The following is an 18973-nucleotide window of genomic DNA, read 5'->3' as shown; positions in this document are numbered from 1 at the left end:
GCGGTCGGGTGTTGGCGGACCCCTTGTGGTTGGGCGGGGCGGGGAGGGTGTGCTCAACCCCCTTGTGGTTGGGCGGGCAGGGAGGGTGGCCCTTGACCCCCCTGTGGTTGGGGGCAGGGAGGGTGGCCCTCGAACCCCCTGTAGCGAGGCGCGCGGGGGACGCTCTGCGCAACCCCCCTGAGGCTGGACGGGACAGGAATGCTTTGCCCAACCCCCTGTGGTGCTGTGCCGGTCGGGCCTCCCCAACCCCCCTGTAGCCGAGCAGGGCAGGAATGCTTTGCGCAACACCCCCTGTGGTGCTGTACCGGTCAGGCCTCCCCAACCCCCCTGTGGCTGAGCGGGCAGTGAGCGTGTAGACCCCCTTTCCGGTGACGGACGTGCGGACCTGTGTGGGGCTTGGGGCGGGTGTTTGCTGGACCGTCCACCCCCCGCTCCTGGGGCCGGGGGTGTCATCACTTCGGAATCACGTTCCCACGTGGTGACCGCCGCCTGCATATCTGTGGACCGCCAGCGGTGACCATAGGTGAGGGACCTCGCCCTCCGGAACGAATTCGCTGCGCGAACACGCCCTCCGGACGAGCCACACCCCCACCGGTGACCGGGGCAGGAAAACACCACACCCAACCCCCTATGGACCCGAGAACCGGACCACCCAACCCCCCAGTAGTAACTGGGGCGGTCGCGCCTACCCCAACCCCCCACCGGCGACCCGGGGCGGTCGCGCCTACCCCAACCCCCCACCGGCGACCCGGGGCGGTCGCGCCTACCCCAACCCCCCACCGGCGACCCGGGGCGGTCGCGCCTACCCCAACCCCCCAGGGCGAACGAGGTGGGAGAATCTGCGGCCAACCCCCCGGGGCGAGCAAGGCGGGAGAGCTTTCGGCCACCCCCCTGGGGCGAGCGAGGTGGGAGAGTTGGCGGCCACCCCCTGCGGTCAGCCGACCAGGGACGGCCACCCCCCTGCGGCACACGGCCCCGGGCGGGCCCACCGGGGACCCGGGGCGGTCACGCGCTCCCCTACGGCTGAGCGACCGGGGACCGTGGCCGTCGGTCAGGGTTCCTCGTCGAGGGTTCCCTCGCGGCTGGCGAGGAGGCGGCGCAGCGACCCCACGCGATCGGCGTCCAGGCGGCCCGCGCCCAGGGCGGCGGCGACCGCGCAGTCCTCCTCCTCGGGCTGGTGGGTGCAGCCCGGCGGGCATCCGTGTGCGACCTCGTCGATGTCGGCGAAGCCCGCCACGATGTCGTCCGGTTCGATGTGCGCCAGGCCGAAGCTGCGCACCCCGGGGGTGTCGATGAGCCAGCCGCCCTCGAAGGGCAGCGCCACGGCGGAGGTCGACGTGTGGCGCCCACGGCCGGTCACGGCGTTCACGTGACCCACAGCGCGGTCGGTTCCGGGGATCAGGCGGTTGACGAGCGTCGACTTCCCGACGCCGGACGAGCCGACGAACACGCTGGTTCTGTTGGCCAGACGGGATCTGAGCCGTGTGAGGTCCCCCTCGGGGCTGAGCACCTCGTAGGGCAGCCCGAGGGGCTCGTAGACCCGGACCAGGTCGTCCGGTTCGGCGAGGTCGGCCTTGGTCAGGCACAGCAGCGGTTCGAGACCGGCGTCGTAGGCCGCCACCAGGCAGCGGTCGACGAAGCGGGGCTGAGGCGCCGGGTCGGCCAGGGCGCACACGATCGCGAGCTGGTCGGCGTTGGCGACGATCACCCGCTCGACGGGGTCGGTGTCGTCGGCCGTGCGCCGGAGGACGCTCTCCCTCTGGCGGACCCGGACGACGCGGGCGAGCGTGTCGGGTCGGCCGGACAGGTCACCGACGACGTCGACGCGGTCCCCCACGACGATGGAGCCGCGGCCCAGTTCGCGGGCCTTCATCGCGACGACCGGCACGTCGTAGACCAGGCACCGGTAGCGACCCCGGTCGACGGCGGTGACCAGGCCCTCCGCGGCGTCCTCGTGCTTGGGCCGCTTCCTGGTGCGGGGTCGGGAACCGCCCCGGGCGCGCACGCGGATGTCGTCCTCGTCCAGGTGGCGCCCCCCGCCCCGCGTGCGGCTCATGCGAGGGCCTCCGCCCACAGGCCGGGGAAGTCGGGCAGCGTCTTGCGTGTGGTGGCGATGTTCTCCACCTCCACCCCGGGCACCGACAGCCCGATCACGGCACCGGACGTGGCCATCCGGTGGTCGTCGTAGGAGTGGAACACACCTCCGTGGAGGGGTCGCGGCCGGATGACCAGACCGTCCGGCAGCTCCTCGACGTCCCCGCCCAGGTGGTTGATCTCGGCGGCGAGCGCGGCGATGCGGTCGGTCTCGTGGCGGCGCAGGTGCGCGATGCCGGTGAGCCGGGAGGGCGAGTCCGCCAGGGCCGCCACCGCGGCGATGGTCGGCGTGAGCTCACCGACGTCACGGAGGTCGGCGGTGATGCCGTTGACCTGCCCGGTCCCGCGCAGGGTGAGGTCGTCGCCGGACCGCGACACCTCGCCGCCCATCCGGGTGAAGAGGGACCGCAGCTCGTCCCCGGGCTGGGTGGTGTGCTCGGGCCACCCCTCGATGGTGACCTCGCCGCCCGTGATCAACGCGGCGGCCAGGAAAGGCGCCGCGTTGGACAGGTCGGGTTCCACGGTGATCTCCGTGGCCTTGATCGGCCCCGGCGCCACCCTCCAGGAGTTCTCCCCGGTGGTGACGGACACGCCGACGGCCCGGAGCATCTCCACCGTCATGTCCAGGTGCGGCTGGGAGGGCACCGGCGGACCCTCGTGCCGGACGTGCACGCCCTCAGTGAACCGGGCTCCGCTGAGGAGGAGGGCCGACACGAACTGGGACGAACCGGAGGCGTCCAGGGTGACCTCACCGCCGGGAACGGCTCCGGCGCCGTGGATGGTCATGGGCAGGGCGCCGCGTCCGCCGTCGTCGAGGTCCGCGCCGAGGGCGCGCAGGGCGTTGAGCAGCTCGTCGACGGGCCGCTCCCGGGCACGCGGGTCCCCGTCGAAGTGGACGTCGCCGGCGGCGAGGGCGGCCAGCGGCGGCACGAAGCGCATGACGGTTCCGGCGTTGCCGACGTCGACGGACGCCGGACCGCGCAGCACGGCGGGGGAGACCGCGAGGTCCTCGCCCTCGGCGGTGATCCCCACGCCCAGCGCGCGCAGTGCGCCGATCATCAGCTCGCTGTCCCGGCTGGCGAGCGGACGGCGCACGAGGCACGGCGTCTCCGAGAGCGCGGCCAGGACGAGCGCCCGGTTGGTGACCGACTTGGAGCCGGGCAGGGACAGTCGCGCGCTCACGGGACGCTGGACGGTCGGGGCGGGCCAGTGGGCGGCGGGCTGCGGGGACGCGGTGTCAGGCATGACTCAAGGTTATCGGGGTCGGGGGAGGAGGGGAGGGGGAGGAGCGCGGCTGTGGACAACGGTGGCCGCGTATTCTGGGACGGCCATGGTGTATCTGGATCACGCAGCCACGACCGAGGTCCGTGCCGAGGTCGTCGCCGACCTCACGGACGAGCTCGGCGCCCTCGGGAACCCGTCCTCCCTGCACGGCCACGGACGGGCCGCGCGCCGCACGGTCGAGGAGTCGCGCGAACGCCTCGCCCTGGCTCTGGGGTGCACCCCGCACGAGGTGGTCTTCACCGGTGGCGGCACCGAGTCGGACAACATCGCGGTCAAGGGCCTGTACTGGGCCCGCAACACGGAGGCGCCCGCGCGCCGGCGGATCCTCGTGAGCGCCGTCGAGCACCACGCGGCGCTGGACCCCGCGCACTGGATGGCCGACCACCAGGGAGCCGTCTTCGAGACGCTGGCCGTGGACGGGCTCGGTCGCGTCGATCCGGGGACCCTGCGCGAGGCGATCGAGCGCGATCCCGAGACCGTCGCCCTCGTCTCGGTCATGTGGGCCAACAACGAGGTCGGCACCGTGCAGCCGGTGGCCGAGCTCGCCTCGGTCGCCGCCGAGTACGGCGTCCCCCTGCACACGGACGCCGTCCAGGCGGTGGGCGCCGAGCCGGTCGACTTCGCCGCCAGCGGCGTCAGCGCCCTCACGGTCAGCGGCCACAAGCTCGGCGGCCCGGTCGGTACGGGCGCGCTGGTCGTCGCCCGGGGCCTGGCCCCGGAGCCGGTCCTCCACGGTGGCGGGCAGGAGCGCGACATCCGCTCCGGCACCCTGTCCACTCCGCTCGTGCGCGGTCTGGCCACCGCGGTCGACCTCGCCGTGGCCGAACGCGAGGAGCACGTCAAGCACCTGACCGCGCTCCGGGACGAGTTGGAGGAGCGCGTGCGCGCGGCGGTCCCGGACGTCGTGGTCAACGGCGACCCGGACGGGCGCCTGCCGGGTATCTCGCACCTGTCGTTCCCCGGCTGCGAGGGCGACGCCCTGCTCATGCTGCTCGACGCGAAGGGCATCTCCTGCTCGACCGGGTCCGCCTGCTCGGCGGGGGTCGCCCAGCCCAGCCACGTCATGCTGGCGATGGGGGCCGACCCGGACACCGCGCTGAGCAGTCTGCGGCTGTCGTTGGGGAGGACCTCCGCACCGGGGGACGTCGCGGCGCTGGCCGAGGCGATCGGGCCCGCGGTGGAACGGGCCCGAGCCGCCAGGGCCAAGCGCCGGCGCTGACCCCTCAGTCCCCGGCGCGCTGGATCGTGACGGACTCCAGCGTCACGTCCTCCGCCGGACGGTCGCCCTGGTCGGTGGCGACCTGGGAGATCGCCTCCACGACCGCGTACGACTCCTCGTCCGCGACCTGGCCGAAGATCGTGTGGCGGTCGTCGAGGTGCCCGGTCGGCGCCACCGTGATGAAGAACTGCGAGCCGTTGGTGTCCGGGCCCGAGTTGGCCATGGCGAGCACGCCCGGTTCGGCGAACGTCCGACCGGACCCGAACTCGTCCTCGAACGTGTACCCGGGGCCGCCGCGACCGCTCCCCTCGGGGTCGCCGCCCTGGATCATGAACCCCTCGATCACCCGGTGGAAGACCGTCCCGTCGTAGTACGCGGCCTCGCCCGTCACCGGGTTGGGCACTCCCTGTCCCTCGGCGAGCCCGACGAAGTTGGCCACGGTCAGCGGGGCGTCCTCCGGGAAGAGGTCCACCTCGATGTCTCCCTCGCTGGTGCTCAGGACGGCGCCCTCCACGTCCGAGACGTCGACGTCGGCGGGGCCGCCGGACGCCTCGGGGCTGGAGGTCGAGTCGGCGCCGGCGGCGGCCTCCCGGTCCGTCTCCTGCGCCGACGCCAGGTCGGTGTCGCTCTGACACGCGGTCGTGGCGAGCAGGACGGTGGAGGCCAGCAGGGCGGTCGCCGACAGGGTAGAGCGCTTCATCGGTTCACTTCCGAGGTGAGGTTCGCGGCTTGGCGGCACACAGAGTACTGGGGTCGGACGGGTGACCCCACCTTGGGGCACGCCGAAGGTGCCCCTGGTCAGACGGGTGTCGGGTCATGGGACGGCATTGTCAGTCCTTGTACGGACTTATCACCGATCGCCGCACCCGCCCGGTCGCTTGACCAGCCGCACCGCCACGGGAGAGGGTCAGATGGAGGGGGCGGGGAGCCGACCCGAGTGAGCGGCCCGCCCCGACCGGCGACGGGAGAGGAATCGGGAGTGAACACTGCGTTGCCGTCTGCGATGTGGCTCCCCTTCGGCGCGCGGGTGCTGCGCGCCAGGTCCGACAAGGGGCTCTCACGCGCCGAACTGGCCAGGACCGTCGGGGTGACCGACGACAAGCTTCGCGAGGTGGAGTTCGCGCACTGCCGACCGGCCCGGACACTGGTCGAGCGGGTGGACACCGCGCTGGGAGCAGGGCACCAGTTGGTCGACGCGTGGGCGATCACCCTTCAGGCCGAGGCCTTCCCCAACGAGTTCGGGGACATGCGGGAACTCGGCGCGCACGCGGCCCGGCTCTGGGAGCACCAACCCATGGCCGTGCCCACGTACCTGCGCACCCGGGAGTACTCCAGGGCCATCCTGGGGCCCGCCCACCCCGACCTCGACGTGGACCAGGTCGAGGCGATGGTCGACGAGGAGATGGCGCACCGGGCGGCGATGACCGGCCCGGACGGCCCGGGTCTGCGGGTGGTGCTCAACGAACCCGCGCTGACGCGTCCCCAGGGGGGCGCGGCCGTGATCAACGCCCAGCGCGGCTTCCTGGCCGACCTCATCGAGGCGGGCATCGTCACCATGGGCGTGATCCCCGAGCAGACGCCGCGCCATCCCGGCCTGGGCGGCGCGTTCCGGCTCATGGAGTTCGAGGACCGGCCGAGCATGGTGTACGCGTTCGCGACCCAGGGCGGGGAACTCACGGCCGATCCGGCGCAGGTCGGGCGGTGCACGATGGTGCGCGACGCCATCGAGCACGCGGCCGTCGAGCTGACCCCGGACTCGCAGATCCTGACCTCGCGGTGGCCGGGGCGTTGACCTGAGGCGCGGCACCGGCCCCTTGGGGAACGCCGGACGATGGGCTAGGTTGCCCGCCATGGATATCGCGATCACTTCCGGATACGTCGTTCCCGTCGACGGCGACCCCATCGACGGCGGCACGGTCCTCATCTCCGACGGCGCCATCACGGCGGTCGGCCCGGACGCGGACGTCGCCGTCCCCGACGGAGCCACGGTCGTCGACGCGTCCGGCAGGTGGGTGCTCCCCGGATTCGTCGAGGCGCACGGCCACATCGGCATCGACGAGGAGGGCGTCGGCTGGGCGGGTGACGACACCAACGAGATGACCGACCCCAACGGCGCGCGTCTGCGTGCCCTGGACGCCATCAACCCCGCCGACCGGGGGTTCGTCGACGCCCTGTCCGGCGGTGTGACCACCTCCGTGGTCAAGCCCGGCTCGGGCAACCCGATCGGCGGTCAGACCGTCGCCGTCAAGTGCTGGGGACGCAGCATGGAGGACCGGCTGATCAAACAGCCGACCAGCGTCAAGAGCGCGTTGGGGGAGAACCCCAAGCGCGTGTACGGGGAGAAGAAGCAGCTGCCCTCGACCCGGCAGGGCGTGGCGGCGGTGATCCGCGACGCGTTCACCAAGGCGCAGGACTACAAGGCCAAGCGCGAGCACGCCGCGTCCGAGGGCACGCCCTTCGACCGGGACAACACCCTGGAGGTCCTGGTCAGGGTCCTGGACGGAGAGCTGCCCTGGTGCCAGCACGTCCACCGCGCCGACGACATGCACACGGCGATGCGGCTGGCCGACGAGTTCGGGTACCGACTGATCATCAACCACTGCACCGAGGGCCACCTGCTGGCCGACGAGATCGCGGAGCGCGGCATCCCGGTGATCACGGGCCCGCTGATGGTCGGCCGGTCCAAGGTCGAGGTCAAGAACAAGACACTGGCCAACCCGGGCATCCTCGACCGCGCGGGCGTGAAGGTCGCGCTCACCACCGACCACCCGGTCGTGCCCATCGAGTTCCTGGTCCACCAGGCAACCCTGTGCGTGAAGGAGGGGCTGGACCGGGACAGCGCGATCCGCGCGATCACGCTCAACCCGGCCCAGATCATGGGGATCGACGACCGGGTGGGGGCGCTGCGCCCCGGCCTGGACGGCGACGTGGTGGTGTGGTCGGGCGACCCGCTGGACGTGATGAGCCGCGCGCTGCGCGTGTTCGTCGGCGGGCGTGAGGTGTACACCTACGACGAGGAGCGGCGTGAGGGCGTGGTCGCGGACGCCTACTACCGCGAGTCCTAGGGCGTCTTCCGTGGATGCTGCCCGTCGCGAGCGGCGTCTCCGGTGCGGCTGTCGCAAGGCCGAAGAGGGAGTCAGGGTGGGGTCCTGTCGACTGATGAGAACGCAGCGAGAGTTGTGCTGGGGCGTCGCGCAGCAGGGTACGCGTCCGCGGAACACGCCCTAGGCGGACGCGCGCCTCCGGCGTGTCCCTAGGGAGGTCCTTAGCGGGGTCTTAGCCGCATCGCCCTGGTCCTCGGCGCGTGCCGAGGCCCGGAAATACGGCGGATCTCCCATGGTGGCGGCCCCCTCCTTAGCGCGAGTCTGGTGGCGGTCGGGACGCACGGTCCCGCCCCACCGGACTCACTGGAGGACGCCATGCACCCCGATCTGCACGCCCAGGCCGCCGACCTCTACCGCGCCGAGCGGGAGCGGGAGGCACGTGAGGCCAGGTCGGCGCGCGAGGCCCGGAAGGCCGCCAAGGAGCGTGCGGCTCCCGACGCCGACGCCCGGTCAGGCCAGCGCGCGCGGTCCCTCGTCCGCCGCCGCCACTCCGCTCCCAGCCGGGTCGAGGACGGCGGTGGCGCCTTCCATCTTCAGGCGTGAGACCAACTCCGGCACGTCGTCGGGGCCGCCCTCGGCGAGGATGACCGGAGCGCCCGCGGCCACCGGCGCCAGGAGGGCCGAGGCGTCGTCGCCGAGCGCGGCGAGCGGGGTGGCGGGGCCCAACACGATCGCCACGCGGTCCCGCGCGGTCAGCGCCCACTCCTCGGCGCGTCGGCGGGCGGCCGCCGCCAGTTCCGCGCCGGTCCACTCGCGGGTCGTCGCGTACGCGGCGGCGTCGGCGTCGAGCGCGTAGGGGGAGAAGCGATCACCGTGGGCCCGTGCCTCGGTGGTGTAGTCGAGGGCCATCGGGGGCAGATCCCGCAGGGGCAGCCCGAGCGGGTGCAGCGAGGCGCCCACGACCTCCTCCGCGCCGCTGCCGAGCGCGGCCTCCAGCCGGCCGGCGTCGGCCACCGCGACCTGCGCGCCCTCGGGGAACGCGTCGCCGTCGACGGGCACGGCCACCGCTCCGACCGACCAGGCCGACAGCAGCCAGACGAGCGACTGCCAGTGGAGCGGGAGCGCGATCGCGACCCGGTCGTCCGGCTGCGTGCCGAACCCGTCCACCATCAGGTTCGCGGTCTTGGACACCCAGTTGTCGAGGGTGGCAGGGGAGAGCTCGACCCGTCCTCCCGACGCGTCGTAGGAGGTCACGAACGGACGGGCGGGGGCGGTGGCGACCAGGTCGCGCCACAGCTGTGCTGGAGTCTGGGACATGCCGCCACTCTACGGGCGGTCCCCCCGTCCCCGACCTGGCCGGTCGGCGCCCGTCCGCGCCCGCGAGTCGCAGGGGCGAACCCGTGCGGCGCCTCGTCCTCACCGGCACCCCCGGCTCGGGCCGTTCCGCCCACCCACCTGGGCGATCCCGTCCGATCCGGGCCCCGCGCGCACCCGAGATGTGCGTCACGTGGCTCAAGCTGCCACAGTGTCCCCATGCGCTTGCCTCCCGGACGGCTCCTCGCCCGCGTCACCGCGCTCCCCGCCATCGCCGTCTCGGCCTGGCTCCTGGTGGCCTTCCCCCTTCTGGTGTTCGGTGTCCTCACGCCCGTGACGGGGCTCGTCGCCGGTGTCCCGGCGGTGTTCGCGGCCTGTGTCCTGGTGACGCGGCTCGTCCCGGACCCGGAGGAGGACGTGCCCTGGTGGCCGGTCGTCCTGGTGCTGCTGATCGTCGTGGCGTTCGCCGCGGTGCAGATCGCCTACCACGCGGAGGCGCTGGTCATCCGGCGCGACCCGGCCTCCTACGCGATGTACACGGTCTGGATCGCGGAGAACGGGTCCCTGCCGATCCCCCTGCGCACCGACCTCATCGCCGGGGACGACCCCTCCCTCAGCTACCAGAGCCTCGCCCAGTACCAGCGCGGCGACGTCATCTGGCCGCAGTTCATGGCCGGAGCGCCCCTGCTCACATCGATCGGCTACTGGGCGGGCGGCCTCACCGGCATGCTCGTGACCACCCCGGTCCTGGGCGCGTTGGGCGTGCTGACCCTCGCCGGGCTCACCGCACGCCTGGTCGGCGCCCGCTGGGCCCCGCTGGCGGCCCTGGTGCTGGCCGTGTGCCTGCCCCAGCAGTGGGTCAGCCGGTTCACCTACAGCGAACCCGTCACCCAGATCCTCCTGCTCGGCGGTCTCGTCCTGGCCTACGACGCGCTCTCGCGGCGTTCCTTCCTGCGTGACCGCTGGTCCGCCCAGCACACCCTCGCGGCCGCCGCGGGTCTGTCGTTCGGGCTGGGGCTGGTGGTCCGGATCGACGTCCTGCGCGATCTGCTTCCGGTCGTCGGCTTCGTCGGGCTCCTGCTCCTGGCCCGCCGCGGCCAGGCCCTCCCGCTGCTGGGCGGTCTGGCCGTCGGCGGCGGGCTCGGCCTGTACGCCGGATACGGACTCTCCGAGCCCTACCTGGACTACCTGTCGGACTCGCTGGACCCGCTGCTGATGATCAGCGCCGCGGTGATCGCGCTCACCGCCGTCGCCACGGCCGCACTGTGGCGGCACGGCGTCCCCCGTGTGGAGCGGGTCCGCTGGCTGCCCGGCGCGGTGGCCGCGCTGGCGCTGGTCGCGATGGTCGGCTTCGCGATCCGACCCCTGCTGTGGCCCGACTACGGCCACGGCAGCGACTTCACCGACCAGTGGGTGGCGGCCGTCCAGGAGCGCGAGGGGCTCCCGGTCGAGGGCAGCCGCACCTACTACGACCTCAGCCTCTACTGGGTGGGGTGGTACGTGGGCCTGGGCACCGTCCTGTTCGCCGGGCTCGGTCTCGCCCTGATCCTGCGCCGGATCGTCCAACGCCGTGAACCCCAGTGGGTCCTGCCCGCCATGCTGCTGGTCTGGACGGTGGGAACCACGCTCCTGCGGCCCGCCATCACCCCCGACCACCCCTGGGCCAGCAGGCGGCTGATCGCCCTGGTGATCCCCGCGTTCATCCTCCTCGCCGTCTGGTTCGCGGCCTGGTTGACCCGCTACTGCGACACCGCCGTCCGCGCGAACGGCCACGCCGGCCTCGCGCGCTCCCTCCCGGCCGCGGTGGCCGCGGGCGCCGCCGTGGCGATGACGGTGCCGACGGCCACCACGGCGGCCAACGGCGTCATGGGCTACCGGCAGGACGTGGGCACGGTCGCGGCCACGGAGAACCTGTGCGCGCACCTCCCGGAGGACGGGTCGGTGATCGTGGTCGACAGCGGGATGGCCGGGAACTACATGCCGCTGTTCCGGAACGTCTGCGGGCTGCCCACCGCGGCGATGGACGAGCCCACGCCGCAGGACGTGGAACGGGTGGTCGGCGAGATCCACGAGCGCGGCCGCGACGCCGTCCTCGCCGCGCCGGACTGGGTCCCGCTCGACGAGTTGACCGGTGGCGACGTCGAGCCCGTCCGGCCCTTCCAGGTCGTCGCCGACATGGATCCCAGTACGCTCATGGAACCGCCCACCGGCCACTGGACCTTCCGCGGGAGCGTCTGGGTGGCCGTCATCCCGGCCTGACCGACCAGCCCCCTACCACACAGACGGACGCATGAGCCAGACACCCGATCACACCCAGGACCGCGGCGCCGACGACTCGCCGGTGCGGGTCACCATCGTGCTTCCCTGCTACAACGAGCAGGACCACGTCCTCGACGAGGTCAAACGGATCAGCTCGGCCATGGACGCCTCCGGGTACGGCTACGAACTGCTGGCCGTGGACGACGCCTCCACCGACGACACCCTCGCCCGGCTGCGCGACGCGGAGGCCCTCTACCCCCACCTGCGGGTGATCGCGTTCGGCCACAACGGCGGCTCCGGCACGGTGCGCCGGGTCGGCAGCCAGCGGGCACGCGGCGAGTTCGTCGTGTGGACCGACGCGGACATGAGCTACCCGAACGAGCGCATCCCCGAGCTGGTCGCCATGCTCGACCAGGACCCCGAGACCGACCAGGTCGTGGGGGCGCGCACCCAGGAGATGGGGTCGCACAAGGCGCTGCGGGTCCCCGCCAAGTGGGTGATCCGCAAGATCGCCGAAGGGCTCACCGGCACCCGCATCCCCGACCTCAACTCCGGACTGCGCGTGTTCCGCCGCGATGTGGCCCGCCCCTACCTGCGTCTCCTGCCGCCCGGGTTCTCCTGCGTCACGACGATCACGCTGGCCTTCCTGTCCAACCACCACCCGGTCCGGTACGTGCCGATCGAGTACGCCACACGGGCGGGCACCTCGAAGTTCCACTTCGTCAAGGACGCCTACCGCTACATCCTCCAGGTACTGCGGATGGTCATGTACTTCAACCCGCTCAAGGTGCTCATGCCGCCCGCGCTGACCCTGCTGGGGATCGGCGCCGCCAAGTTCGTCTTCGACCAGGTGCGCAACCCGCTGTACATCCCCAACAACACGGTCATGATCCTCATGACCGGGCTGATCATCGCGGCCATCGCCCTCCTGGCCGACCTCATCGTCCGCTCGCGGGAGGGTGCGTGAGCGGCGGACCGGCCCGGGTCGCCCTGGTGGGGCCCGCCCACCCCTACAAGGGCGGCGGCGCCCGGCACACCACCGAACTGGCGCACCGGCTGCGCGCGCTCGGCCATCCGACGGTGATCGAGTCGTGGCGGGCGCAGTACCCCTCCGCCCTGTACCCGGGGCAGCAGACCATCGCCGACCCGGAGGGAGAGCCCTACCCCGACACCCGCCACGGCCTGGCCTGGTACCGGCCGGACGGCTGGTGGCGCACCGGGCGCCGCCTCGCGGACGAGGCCGACCTGGTGGTGCTCACGCTGTTCTCACCGGTGCAGGTGCCCGCCTACCTCGGGGTCGTCGCGGGCGTGCGGTCACGGCGGGCGGGGACGCGCGTGGTCGCGTTGTGCCACAACGTGCTGCCGCACGAGCGCGGCGCGGTCGACGTGTCCCTGACCCGCGCGCTGCTCCGGCGGGTCGACGGCGTGGTCGCCCACTCGCCCGACCAGGCGCTCCTCGCCGAGGGGCTGCGGGGCCCGGGGAGGTCCCGTCCGGTGGTCGCGCGGATGCCGCCGCACCTGCCGGAGACCGGCGGCGCCCGGCCCCCCGCGCCCGGCGAGCGGCGGCACCTGCTGTTCCTCGGCATCGTCCGCCCGTACAAGGGGGTGGACGTGCTGGTGCGGGCACTGGCGGACGGGGCCCCGCGGGACGTGGCGCTCACCGTGGCCGGGGAGTTCTGGGAAGGCCCCGGCGAGCTGTCGGAGCTGGCGGCCGAGCTGGGGGTCGCCGACCGCGTCCGGTTCCGCGAGGGGTACGTGCCCGCCGCCGATCTGCCCGCGCTGTTCGCGGAGGCCGACGCCGTCGTCCTGCCGTACCGGACGGCCACGGCCAGCCAGAACGTCTGGCTCGCCCACGAGCACGGCGTGCCCGTGGTCGCGACCCGGGCCGGGACGCTGGCGGACCACGTCCGCGACGGCGTCGACGGTCTGCTGTGCGCGCCGGGCGACGTCGGCGACCTGGCGCGGGCGCTGAAGGAGTTCTACGCCCCGGGGGAGCCCGAACGGCTGCGCGCCGGGGTCCGCCCGGTGGACGCCGGACCGTACTGGACGGCCTACACCGGGCGGTTGCTGGAGGCGTGAGAGCGCCGCCCCGTCCTCGGAGCGGCGGCGCTCCACGCGACGTCACCCGCCGTAGGGATCCTGGACGTCGGGCCAGGAGTCGGTCCACTCGGAGGTTTCGTAGAGCCTGTAGTGCACCACGTCGCCGGGCTCGGCCCAGCCGGCCTCCCACTCCGGGGCCTCGACCACGACCCGCTCGACGGACAGGAGCCGACCGGTTCCGGGGTCGAAAAGGATCCGCTCCTCGTATCGTCCGTCCCCCAGCCCGTCGACGTCGTAGGCGACGCCCACGGCGGGCCGTCCGGACAGGTCCTCGGTCACCCCCTCGGCCTCCCGGACGCCGGGCAGGCCCGCCAGGACCTCGTAGACGCCCGCCCTGACCCGCGGAGGAAGGGGGAGGTTCAGGTTGCCGGTGACGGCTGCGATCGACGGTTCGTTCACGGACGGGAAGCCCGCCTGTGCCGTGTCCCCCCCGTGCGACGACTCCTCCCCCTCGTCCTCGGACCGCAGCATCTCCCGCAGCCGATCCGGGTCGGAGGGGAGGTGCTGAACGTCCTGGGGGCTCAGCCACTCGCCGTCGATGGGGTAGTCCACCGTGGTGGAGTACGGCCTCGCGTCGTCCACCGGGGTGGGGATTTCCCGTCGCTCGGTCTCCTCCGGCCAGAACGTGGGGGAGCCGTCGCGCTGCCACGCTTCTCGCACGCGGTCGGCGACCAGCGACCAGTCCGTCGACACCTCCTGGTAGGCGGTCCGCCCGGTCTCGGTGTCCGTCCACCCCCGACGCTCGCGGACGTCGTACACCCCGTACCGGTCGCCCTCGGGGCCCACGCCCCAGGCGTCGGCGGTCGTGAAGCTCTGATGCCAGACCGCGCCGTCGGTCGGCTGGGACCGGGCGGCCTCGATGACGGGGGCCATGACCTCCAACGCGCTTCCGTCGTTCTCGGGTTCCTCCGACGCCGGGGCGACCGGGGTCAGCACGACCGAGTCCGAGGCCAGGAATCCACCCGGCCCCAGCGCCAGGAACGCGAACACGGCCGCGGCCACGAGCACGGCCGCACCGGAGAGGGCCAGGGGGAACCAACCGGTCGTGCGGACGCGGCGGGCGGGCATCGGGCCTCCGGGGCGCCAGCCCGTGCGCACGGCCAGTTCCTCCGCGGTGGGCTCGGGGACGTCCGCGCGCACCCGGCTCAGGCGGTCGATCTCGTTCACTGGGAGGTCCCCTTCACGAAGGCGGCGGGCAGGGCGGCGCGCACGCGTGTGCGGGCGCGGTGGAGCCGGGAACGGACGGTCCCCGTCGGGACGCCGAGCACCTGGGCGGTCTCCCCGTAGGTCAGTCCTCCCCAGGCGATGAGCAGCAGCGTGTCCCGGTCGCCCCGGGACAGGCGCGCCAGGGCCGAGGCCAGGTCACCGGAGAGGGCGGTCGCGTCCACGCGCTCGGCGACCCGTTCGGCGAAGCCCTCCATGACCGGGTCCGAGCCGGTCCGAGCCAGCGCCCTGTAGGCGCGTGTCTCCGACCGGTGGCGGCGGCGCACCAGGTTGGTGGCGATCCGCCACAGCCACGGTCGGGCGTCGGGACGGTCGGTGTCGTACCGGTGGCGCCTGCGGAACGCGGTGTGGAAGGTCTCGGCGACGATGTCGTCGGCGTCGGCCGTGCCCAGACGTCGGGCGACGTACCGGTGCAGCGCGGGCGCGTGGCGGCGGAAGACCTCGCCGAACGCCGCGGGGTCGGTCAGGGAGCGTTGGACGACGACCGCGTCGGACTCCGGTCCGCCGGGTGCGGAGGCCCTGGGGACGGTCTCGGGCATGGGGGATCCGATCAGGTCGATGGACGGTGGTCTCACACTCCTACTAGCCCGATCCCCGGGAAGGAGTTCACGCGGACGCCGATCCGCCCCCCGTCGTCGGCGGGCTGCCGCGCGTACCCCGGGTCACACGTTCCGGTCGGGGGCTTGGGTCCTCGCCGGATCGCCGGGAGCGTCCGACGTTCCCGGCCCCTGCGCCGACTCGGGGCGGGTCATCCGGGACAGCGGGACGGACAACCCCGCCCACGCCACGTCCGCGACCGTCATGACCAGTCGGGAGAGCACCGCGACCACCAGCGCGGCGCCCGCGTCGACGACCGGGGCCAGCGCCACCACCAGCACCGCCTCGCGCACCCCCAGGCCGGCGGGCGCGAACACCACCAGCAGCCCCAGCGTCCACGCCAGGGCGTAGGCCCCCACCGCGGGCCCGATCGAGCGCACGGGGTCGCCGCCCACCGCCCACGTCAACAGCCACACGTGCGCGCCCAACGGCGCCCACGCCAGCAGGGTCCACGCGACCGCCGCGGCCGTCGCGCGCCCCGGCAACCGGAGCGGGCCGGCCTCGGCCACCTCCCGGAACCGGGCGAACGGGCGGGCGGCGATCCGCACGCCCAGCCCCACCACGCGCGGGTGCAGGGCGGCCAGGAACAGGGGCGCCAGGGCCAGCGCCCACCACCAGCGCCGGGCCGCCTCGGCGGACGACAGCGGCAGCGCGACCGCCGCGACGCACAGGCTCACCGCGACCGTCACCCCGACGGCGAGCAGGGTCGCGGCGGCCCCGCGCACGCGCGGCACCCGCCAGTCCCGCGCCAGCTCCACCTGGGCGACGAACGCCCACACCGACCCGGGCAGGTACTTGCCGAGCTGTCCGACGAACATCACGCGTGCCGCGACGGCGCGCGGCAGGGGTGATCCGAGCCCGGTGAGCAGCGCGCGCCAGGCCATCATCTGTCCGGTCAGCCCCGCCATGCCCGCCAGCACCGCCGTCGGCAGGACCCACAGCGGCAGCGCCAGGGCGGCGTCCCGGGCCTGTTCCCAGTGCGCCCGGACCGCCAGGCCCGCGCACGCCAGGAGCGCCAGCAGCACGGCCAGTCGCACCCACGGGTTGTCGCGCAGCCGACCCAGCACGGGGCCCTCCCTCCTCACGGCACGGTCCACCGATGATCGCAGATCGCCTGGACGGACGCCCGCGGCCCGGCACCCCCCGCTCCGCGCTCACGACCGACTCCCCCGACACGGCGCCGACCCGCGCATCGTAGGGTGCGTCCATGAGTGGTGCGAACGACCTGGGAACCAACGCCTCCCCGACCCCCTCCGCGATGCGCCGCGCGCTGGCCCGCGCCCGCGACGGAAAGACCCTCGACGTCACCGAGGCCGAGGTGCTCCTCCACGCCCGCGGCGACGCTCTGGAGACGCTCCTCGACCACGCCGGGCGGGTCCGCGACGCGGGGTTGTCGGCCGCCGGGCGACCCGGGGTGATCACCTACAGCCGCAAGGTCTTCGTCCCCCTGACCCGGCTGTGCCGGGACCGCTGCCACTACTGCACGTTCGCCACCGTGCCCGGACGTCTGGAATCCCCCTTCCTGTCCCCCGACGAGGTCCTGGAGATCGCGCGCCAGGGCGCCGCACTCGGGTGCAAGGAGGCCCTCTTCACCCTCGGGGACCGCCCCGAGGACCGCTGGTCGGCGGCGGCCGAGTGGCTCGACGCGCACGGCTACGACGACACCCTGTCCTACGTGCGCGCCATGGCCGTCATGGTGCTGGAGGAGACCGGTCTCCTGCCGCACCTCAACCCGGGCGTGCTCACCTGGTCGGACCTGCAGCGGCTCAAGCCGGTCGCCCCGTCCATGGGGATGATGCTGGAGACCACCTCGACGCGCCTGTTCACGGAGAAGGGCCAGGCGCACTACGGCAGTCCGGACAAGGACCCCGCGGTGCGGTTGCGGGTCCTGGAGGACGCGGGGCGGTCCAGCGTCCCGTTCACCACCGGCATCCTGCTGGGGATCGGCGAGAACCACCGCGAGCGCGCCGAGTCGATCTTCGCCGTGCGCGCCGCGGCCCGCCGCTACGGCGGCATCCAGGAGGTCATCGTCCAGAACTTCCGCGCCAAACCGGCGACCGCGATGATGCACCGGCCCGACGCCGAGCGCGAGGAGATGGCCGCCGCGATCGCCGTCACCCGCCTCGTCATGGGGCCCAGGGCGCACGTCCAGGCGCCGCCCAACCTCATCGGCGCCGAGAGCGGGGGCGTGGACGAGTACGCGCTCATGGTCCGCGCGGGCATCGACGACTGGGGCGGGGTCTCCCCGCTCACCCCCGACCACGTCAACCCCGAGCGCCCGTGGCCGCAGATCGACGACCTGGCCGCGCGCACCGCCGCCCTGGGCTTCACCCTGCGCGAGCGGCTCACCGTCTACCCGGAGTACGTCCGGATGGGCGAGCCGTGGCTCGACCCGAGGGTGGCCGGACACGTGGCCGCGCTCGCCGACCCTGAGACCGGGTTGGCCCGCGAGGACGCGCCCGTCGTGGGCCGTCCGTGGCAGGAACCCGAGGCCGTGCTGGTCTCCTCGGGCCGCACCGACCTGCACACCGGGATCGACGGGCGGGGCCGGAGCGAGGACCGGCGCGGCGACTTCGACTCGGTCTACGGCGACTGGGACGAGCTGCGCGCGGGCGTCGACCGGGAGGGGGCCGTGCCCCGCCGGTTCGACCCGGAGATCGCCGCCGCCCTGCGCAGCGCCGAGTCGGACCCCGCCGGACTCACCGACGACGAGGCGCTCGCGCTGCTGCACGCCGACGGCCCCGAGCTGGAGGCGCTGGCCGACCTGGCGGACCGGGTCCGGCGCGACACCGTCGGCGACGACGTCACGTTCGTGGTCACCAGGAACATCAACTTCACCAACGTCTGCTACACCGGTTGCCGGTTCTGCGCCTTCGCCCAGCGCCGCACGGACGCCGACGCCTACACGCTCTCCCTCGACCAGGTCGCCGACCGCGCGGAGGAGGCGTGGAACGCGGGGGCCACGGAGGTGTGCATGCAGGGCGGGATCCATCCCGACCTGCCCGGCACCGCCTACTTCGACATCGCCGCGGCCGTCCGCGACCGGGCGCCGGACATGCACGTCCACGCGTTCAGCCCGATGGAGGTGGTCAACGGGGCGTCGCGCACCGACCTGCCGATCCGCGAGTGGCTGACGCGGGCGCGCGAGGCGGGGCTCGGCTCGATCCCCGGGACCGCGGCGGAGATCCTCGACGACGAGGTCCGCTGGATCCTCACCAAGGGCAAGCTGCCCGCGAGCGAGTGGATCGAGGTGATCACGGCCGCGCACGACCTGGGCATCCCCACCACGTCCACGATGATGTACGGGCACGTGGACTCGCCGCGCCACTGGGTCGCCCACCTCAAGCTCCTGCGGTCGCTCCAGGAACGCGCCCAGGAGCGCAACGGCCGCCCGGGCTTCACCGAGTTCGTGCCGCTGCCGTTCGTGCACACCAACGCCCCGATCTACCTGGCGGGGCTGGCCAGGACGGGGCCCACGGTGCGCGAGAACCGGGCGGTGCACGCGCTGGCCCGGCTGCTGCTGCACGGCAGCATCGACAACATCCAGTGCTCGTGGGTCAAACTCGCCGAGGACACGTGCCGCCAGCTGCTGGCGGGCGGGGTCAACGACGTGGGCGGCACGCTCATGGAGGAGACGATCAGCCGGATGGCGGGATCGGGGCAGGGGTCGTACAAGACGATCAGCGACATCCGCGCCCTGGTCGCGCCGACCGGTCGCCCCGTCCGCCAGCGGACGACGCTCTACGGGGAGGTCGCCGAGGACCGGCGCCGGGTGGCGGAGGCCAGCGACGGGGTCGCCCCCAGCGTCCGGCGCCCCACCCTGCCGCTCGTGTAGGGA

The 18973-nt window shown here is 73.5% G+C and carries 14 protein-coding genes; 7 read left to right on the top strand and 7 right to left on the bottom strand.

All coding sequences use genetic code 11. The features are described 5' to 3' along the window. Positions 1-1051 precede the first annotated feature (1051 nt). Both rsgA and aroA read right to left on the bottom strand, forming a co-directional pair. Positions 1052-2056 carry a ribosome small subunit-dependent GTPase A gene (gene rsgA, locus ACIBFB_RS01535; protein WP_397224971.1) on the bottom strand — a complete coding sequence of 335 codons (1005 nt, stop codon included), beginning with the start codon at positions 2054-2056 and terminating at the stop codon, positions 1052-1054. Further along, positions 2053-3339: a 3-phosphoshikimate 1-carboxyvinyltransferase gene (gene aroA, locus ACIBFB_RS01530; RefSeq protein ID WP_397224969.1), complete on the bottom strand. Its 1287-nt coding sequence runs from the start codon at positions 3337-3339 to the stop codon at positions 2053-2055. Before aroA ends, rsgA begins: the two co-directional genes overlap by 4 nt. An 85-nt stretch (positions 3340-3424) precedes the next feature. On the opposite strand from aroA, the gene ACIBFB_RS01525 reads away from it, so the two are divergent. Then, on the top strand, positions 3425-4597 hold the full coding sequence (locus ACIBFB_RS01525) for a cysteine desulfurase family protein (protein ID WP_397224967.1): 1173 nt from the start codon (positions 3425-3427) through the stop codon (positions 4595-4597). A gap of 4 nt (positions 4598-4601) precedes the next feature. Here the strand turns inward: ACIBFB_RS01525 and ACIBFB_RS01520 are convergent, their stop codons facing one another. Then, positions 4602-5297, bottom strand: a complete 696-nt coding sequence (locus ACIBFB_RS01520; RefSeq protein ID WP_397224965.1) for a peptidylprolyl isomerase — start codon at positions 5295-5297, stop codon at positions 4602-4604. A 279-nt stretch (positions 5298-5576) separates the two neighbouring features. Here ACIBFB_RS01520 and ACIBFB_RS01515 point away from each other — a divergent pair, with 279 nt between their 5' ends. Together ACIBFB_RS01515 and ACIBFB_RS01510 are read left to right on the top strand one after the other, a co-directional pair. Continuing rightward, entirely contained in the window at positions 5577-6389 is an 813-nt protein-coding gene (locus tag ACIBFB_RS01515; RefSeq protein ID WP_397224963.1) for a Scr1 family TA system antitoxin-like transcriptional regulator, read from the top strand. A 58-nt stretch (positions 6390-6447) separates the two neighbouring features. Further along, positions 6448-7662 (top strand): amidohydrolase, encoded by a 1215-nt coding sequence (locus ACIBFB_RS01510; RefSeq protein WP_397224961.1) that lies wholly within the window; start codon positions 6448-6450, stop codon positions 7660-7662. A 489-nt stretch (positions 7663-8151) separates the two neighbouring features. Here the strand turns inward: ACIBFB_RS01510 and ACIBFB_RS01505 are convergent, their stop codons facing one another. Then, a complete protein-coding gene (locus ACIBFB_RS01505; protein WP_397224959.1) occupies positions 8152-8958 on the bottom strand; it encodes a TIGR03089 family protein in 807 nt (268 codons plus the stop codon). A gap of 216 nt (positions 8959-9174) precedes the next feature. Between ACIBFB_RS01505 and ACIBFB_RS01500 the strand changes: the two genes are divergently transcribed. From ACIBFB_RS01500 to ACIBFB_RS01490, 3 genes are read left to right on the top strand one after another with little or no spacing between them, the layout of a single operon-like run. Beyond that, a complete protein-coding gene (locus tag ACIBFB_RS01500; protein WP_397224957.1) occupies positions 9175-11214 on the top strand; it encodes a hypothetical protein in 2040 nt (679 codons plus the stop codon). A gap of 31 nt (positions 11215-11245) precedes the next feature. Beyond that, positions 11246-12181 (top strand): glycosyltransferase family 2 protein, encoded by a 936-nt coding sequence (locus tag ACIBFB_RS01495; protein ID WP_397224955.1) that lies wholly within the window; start codon positions 11246-11248, stop codon positions 12179-12181. Beyond that, on the top strand, positions 12178-13293 hold the full coding sequence (locus tag ACIBFB_RS01490; RefSeq protein ID WP_397224953.1) for a glycosyltransferase family 4 protein: 1116 nt from the start codon (positions 12178-12180) through the stop codon (positions 13291-13293). Before ACIBFB_RS01495 ends, ACIBFB_RS01490 begins: the two co-directional genes overlap by 4 nt. Positions 13294-13335: 42 nt before the next feature. On the opposite strand, the gene ACIBFB_RS01485 is transcribed toward ACIBFB_RS01490, so the two are convergent. The 3 genes from ACIBFB_RS01485 to ACIBFB_RS01475 form a co-directional block, all read right to left on the bottom strand. After that, positions 13336-14481 (bottom strand): CU044_5270 family protein, encoded by a 1146-nt coding sequence (locus ACIBFB_RS01485; RefSeq protein ID WP_397224951.1) that lies wholly within the window; start codon positions 14479-14481, stop codon positions 13336-13338. Beyond that, the gene (locus tag ACIBFB_RS01480) at positions 14478-15077 is read right to left on the bottom strand and encodes an RNA polymerase sigma factor (protein WP_397225421.1); all 600 of its coding nucleotides are present in this window, start codon (positions 15075-15077) and stop codon (positions 14478-14480) included. The genes ACIBFB_RS01485 and ACIBFB_RS01480 overlap by 4 nt, the downstream gene beginning before the upstream one ends. Before the next feature lie 123 nt (positions 15078-15200). Beyond that, positions 15201-16202 carry a lysylphosphatidylglycerol synthase domain-containing protein gene (locus ACIBFB_RS01475; RefSeq protein ID WP_397224949.1) on the bottom strand — a complete coding sequence of 334 codons (1002 nt, stop codon included), beginning with the start codon at positions 16200-16202 and terminating at the stop codon, positions 15201-15203. Positions 16203-16342: 140 nt separating this feature from the next. Between ACIBFB_RS01475 and ACIBFB_RS01470 the strand changes: the two genes are divergently transcribed. Continuing rightward, on the top strand, positions 16343-18970 hold the full coding sequence (locus tag ACIBFB_RS01470) for a bifunctional FO biosynthesis protein CofGH (protein WP_397224947.1): 2628 nt from the start codon (positions 16343-16345) through the stop codon (positions 18968-18970). Positions 18971-18973 lie beyond the last annotated feature (3 nt).

Source organism: Nocardiopsis sp. NPDC050513, from assembly GCF_044457925.1.
GTDB lineage: Bacteria > Actinomycetota > Actinomycetes > Streptosporangiales > Streptosporangiaceae > Nocardiopsis.
Note: the sequence above shows the minus strand (reverse complement) of the source record. Positions and strands in the feature narration are given on the sequence as shown.

Bases quoted from the DNA above. Each gene is read 5' to 3' on its own strand.
- rsgA (WP_397224971.1), bottom strand. From the start codon at position 2,056: ATGAGCCGCACGCGGGGCGGGGGGCGCCACCTGGACGAGGACGACATC.
- aroA (WP_397224969.1), bottom strand. From the start codon at position 3,339: ATGCCTGACACCGCGTCCCCGCAGCCCGCCGCCCACTGGCCCGCCCCG.
- ACIBFB_RS01525 (WP_397224967.1), top strand. From the start codon at position 3,425: ATGGTGTATCTGGATCACGCAGCCACGACCGAGGTCCGTGCCGAGGTC.
- ACIBFB_RS01520 (WP_397224965.1), bottom strand. From the start codon at position 5,297: ATGAAGCGCTCTACCCTGTCGGCGACCGCCCTGCTGGCCTCCACCGTC.
- ACIBFB_RS01510 (WP_397224961.1), top strand. From the start codon at position 6,448: ATGGATATCGCGATCACTTCCGGATACGTCGTTCCCGTCGACGGCGAC.
- ACIBFB_RS01505 (WP_397224959.1), bottom strand. From the start codon at position 8,958: ATGTCCCAGACTCCAGCACAGCTGTGGCGCGACCTGGTCGCCACCGCC.
- ACIBFB_RS01500 (WP_397224957.1), top strand. From the start codon at position 9,175: ATGCGCTTGCCTCCCGGACGGCTCCTCGCCCGCGTCACCGCGCTCCCC.
- ACIBFB_RS01495 (WP_397224955.1), top strand. From the start codon at position 11,246: ATGAGCCAGACACCCGATCACACCCAGGACCGCGGCGCCGACGACTCG.
- ACIBFB_RS01480 (WP_397225421.1), bottom strand. From the start codon at position 15,077: ATGCCCGAGACCGTCCCCAGGGCCTCCGCACCCGGCGGACCGGAGTCC.
- ACIBFB_RS01470 (WP_397224947.1), top strand. From the start codon at position 16,343: ATGAGTGGTGCGAACGACCTGGGAACCAACGCCTCCCCGACCCCCTCC.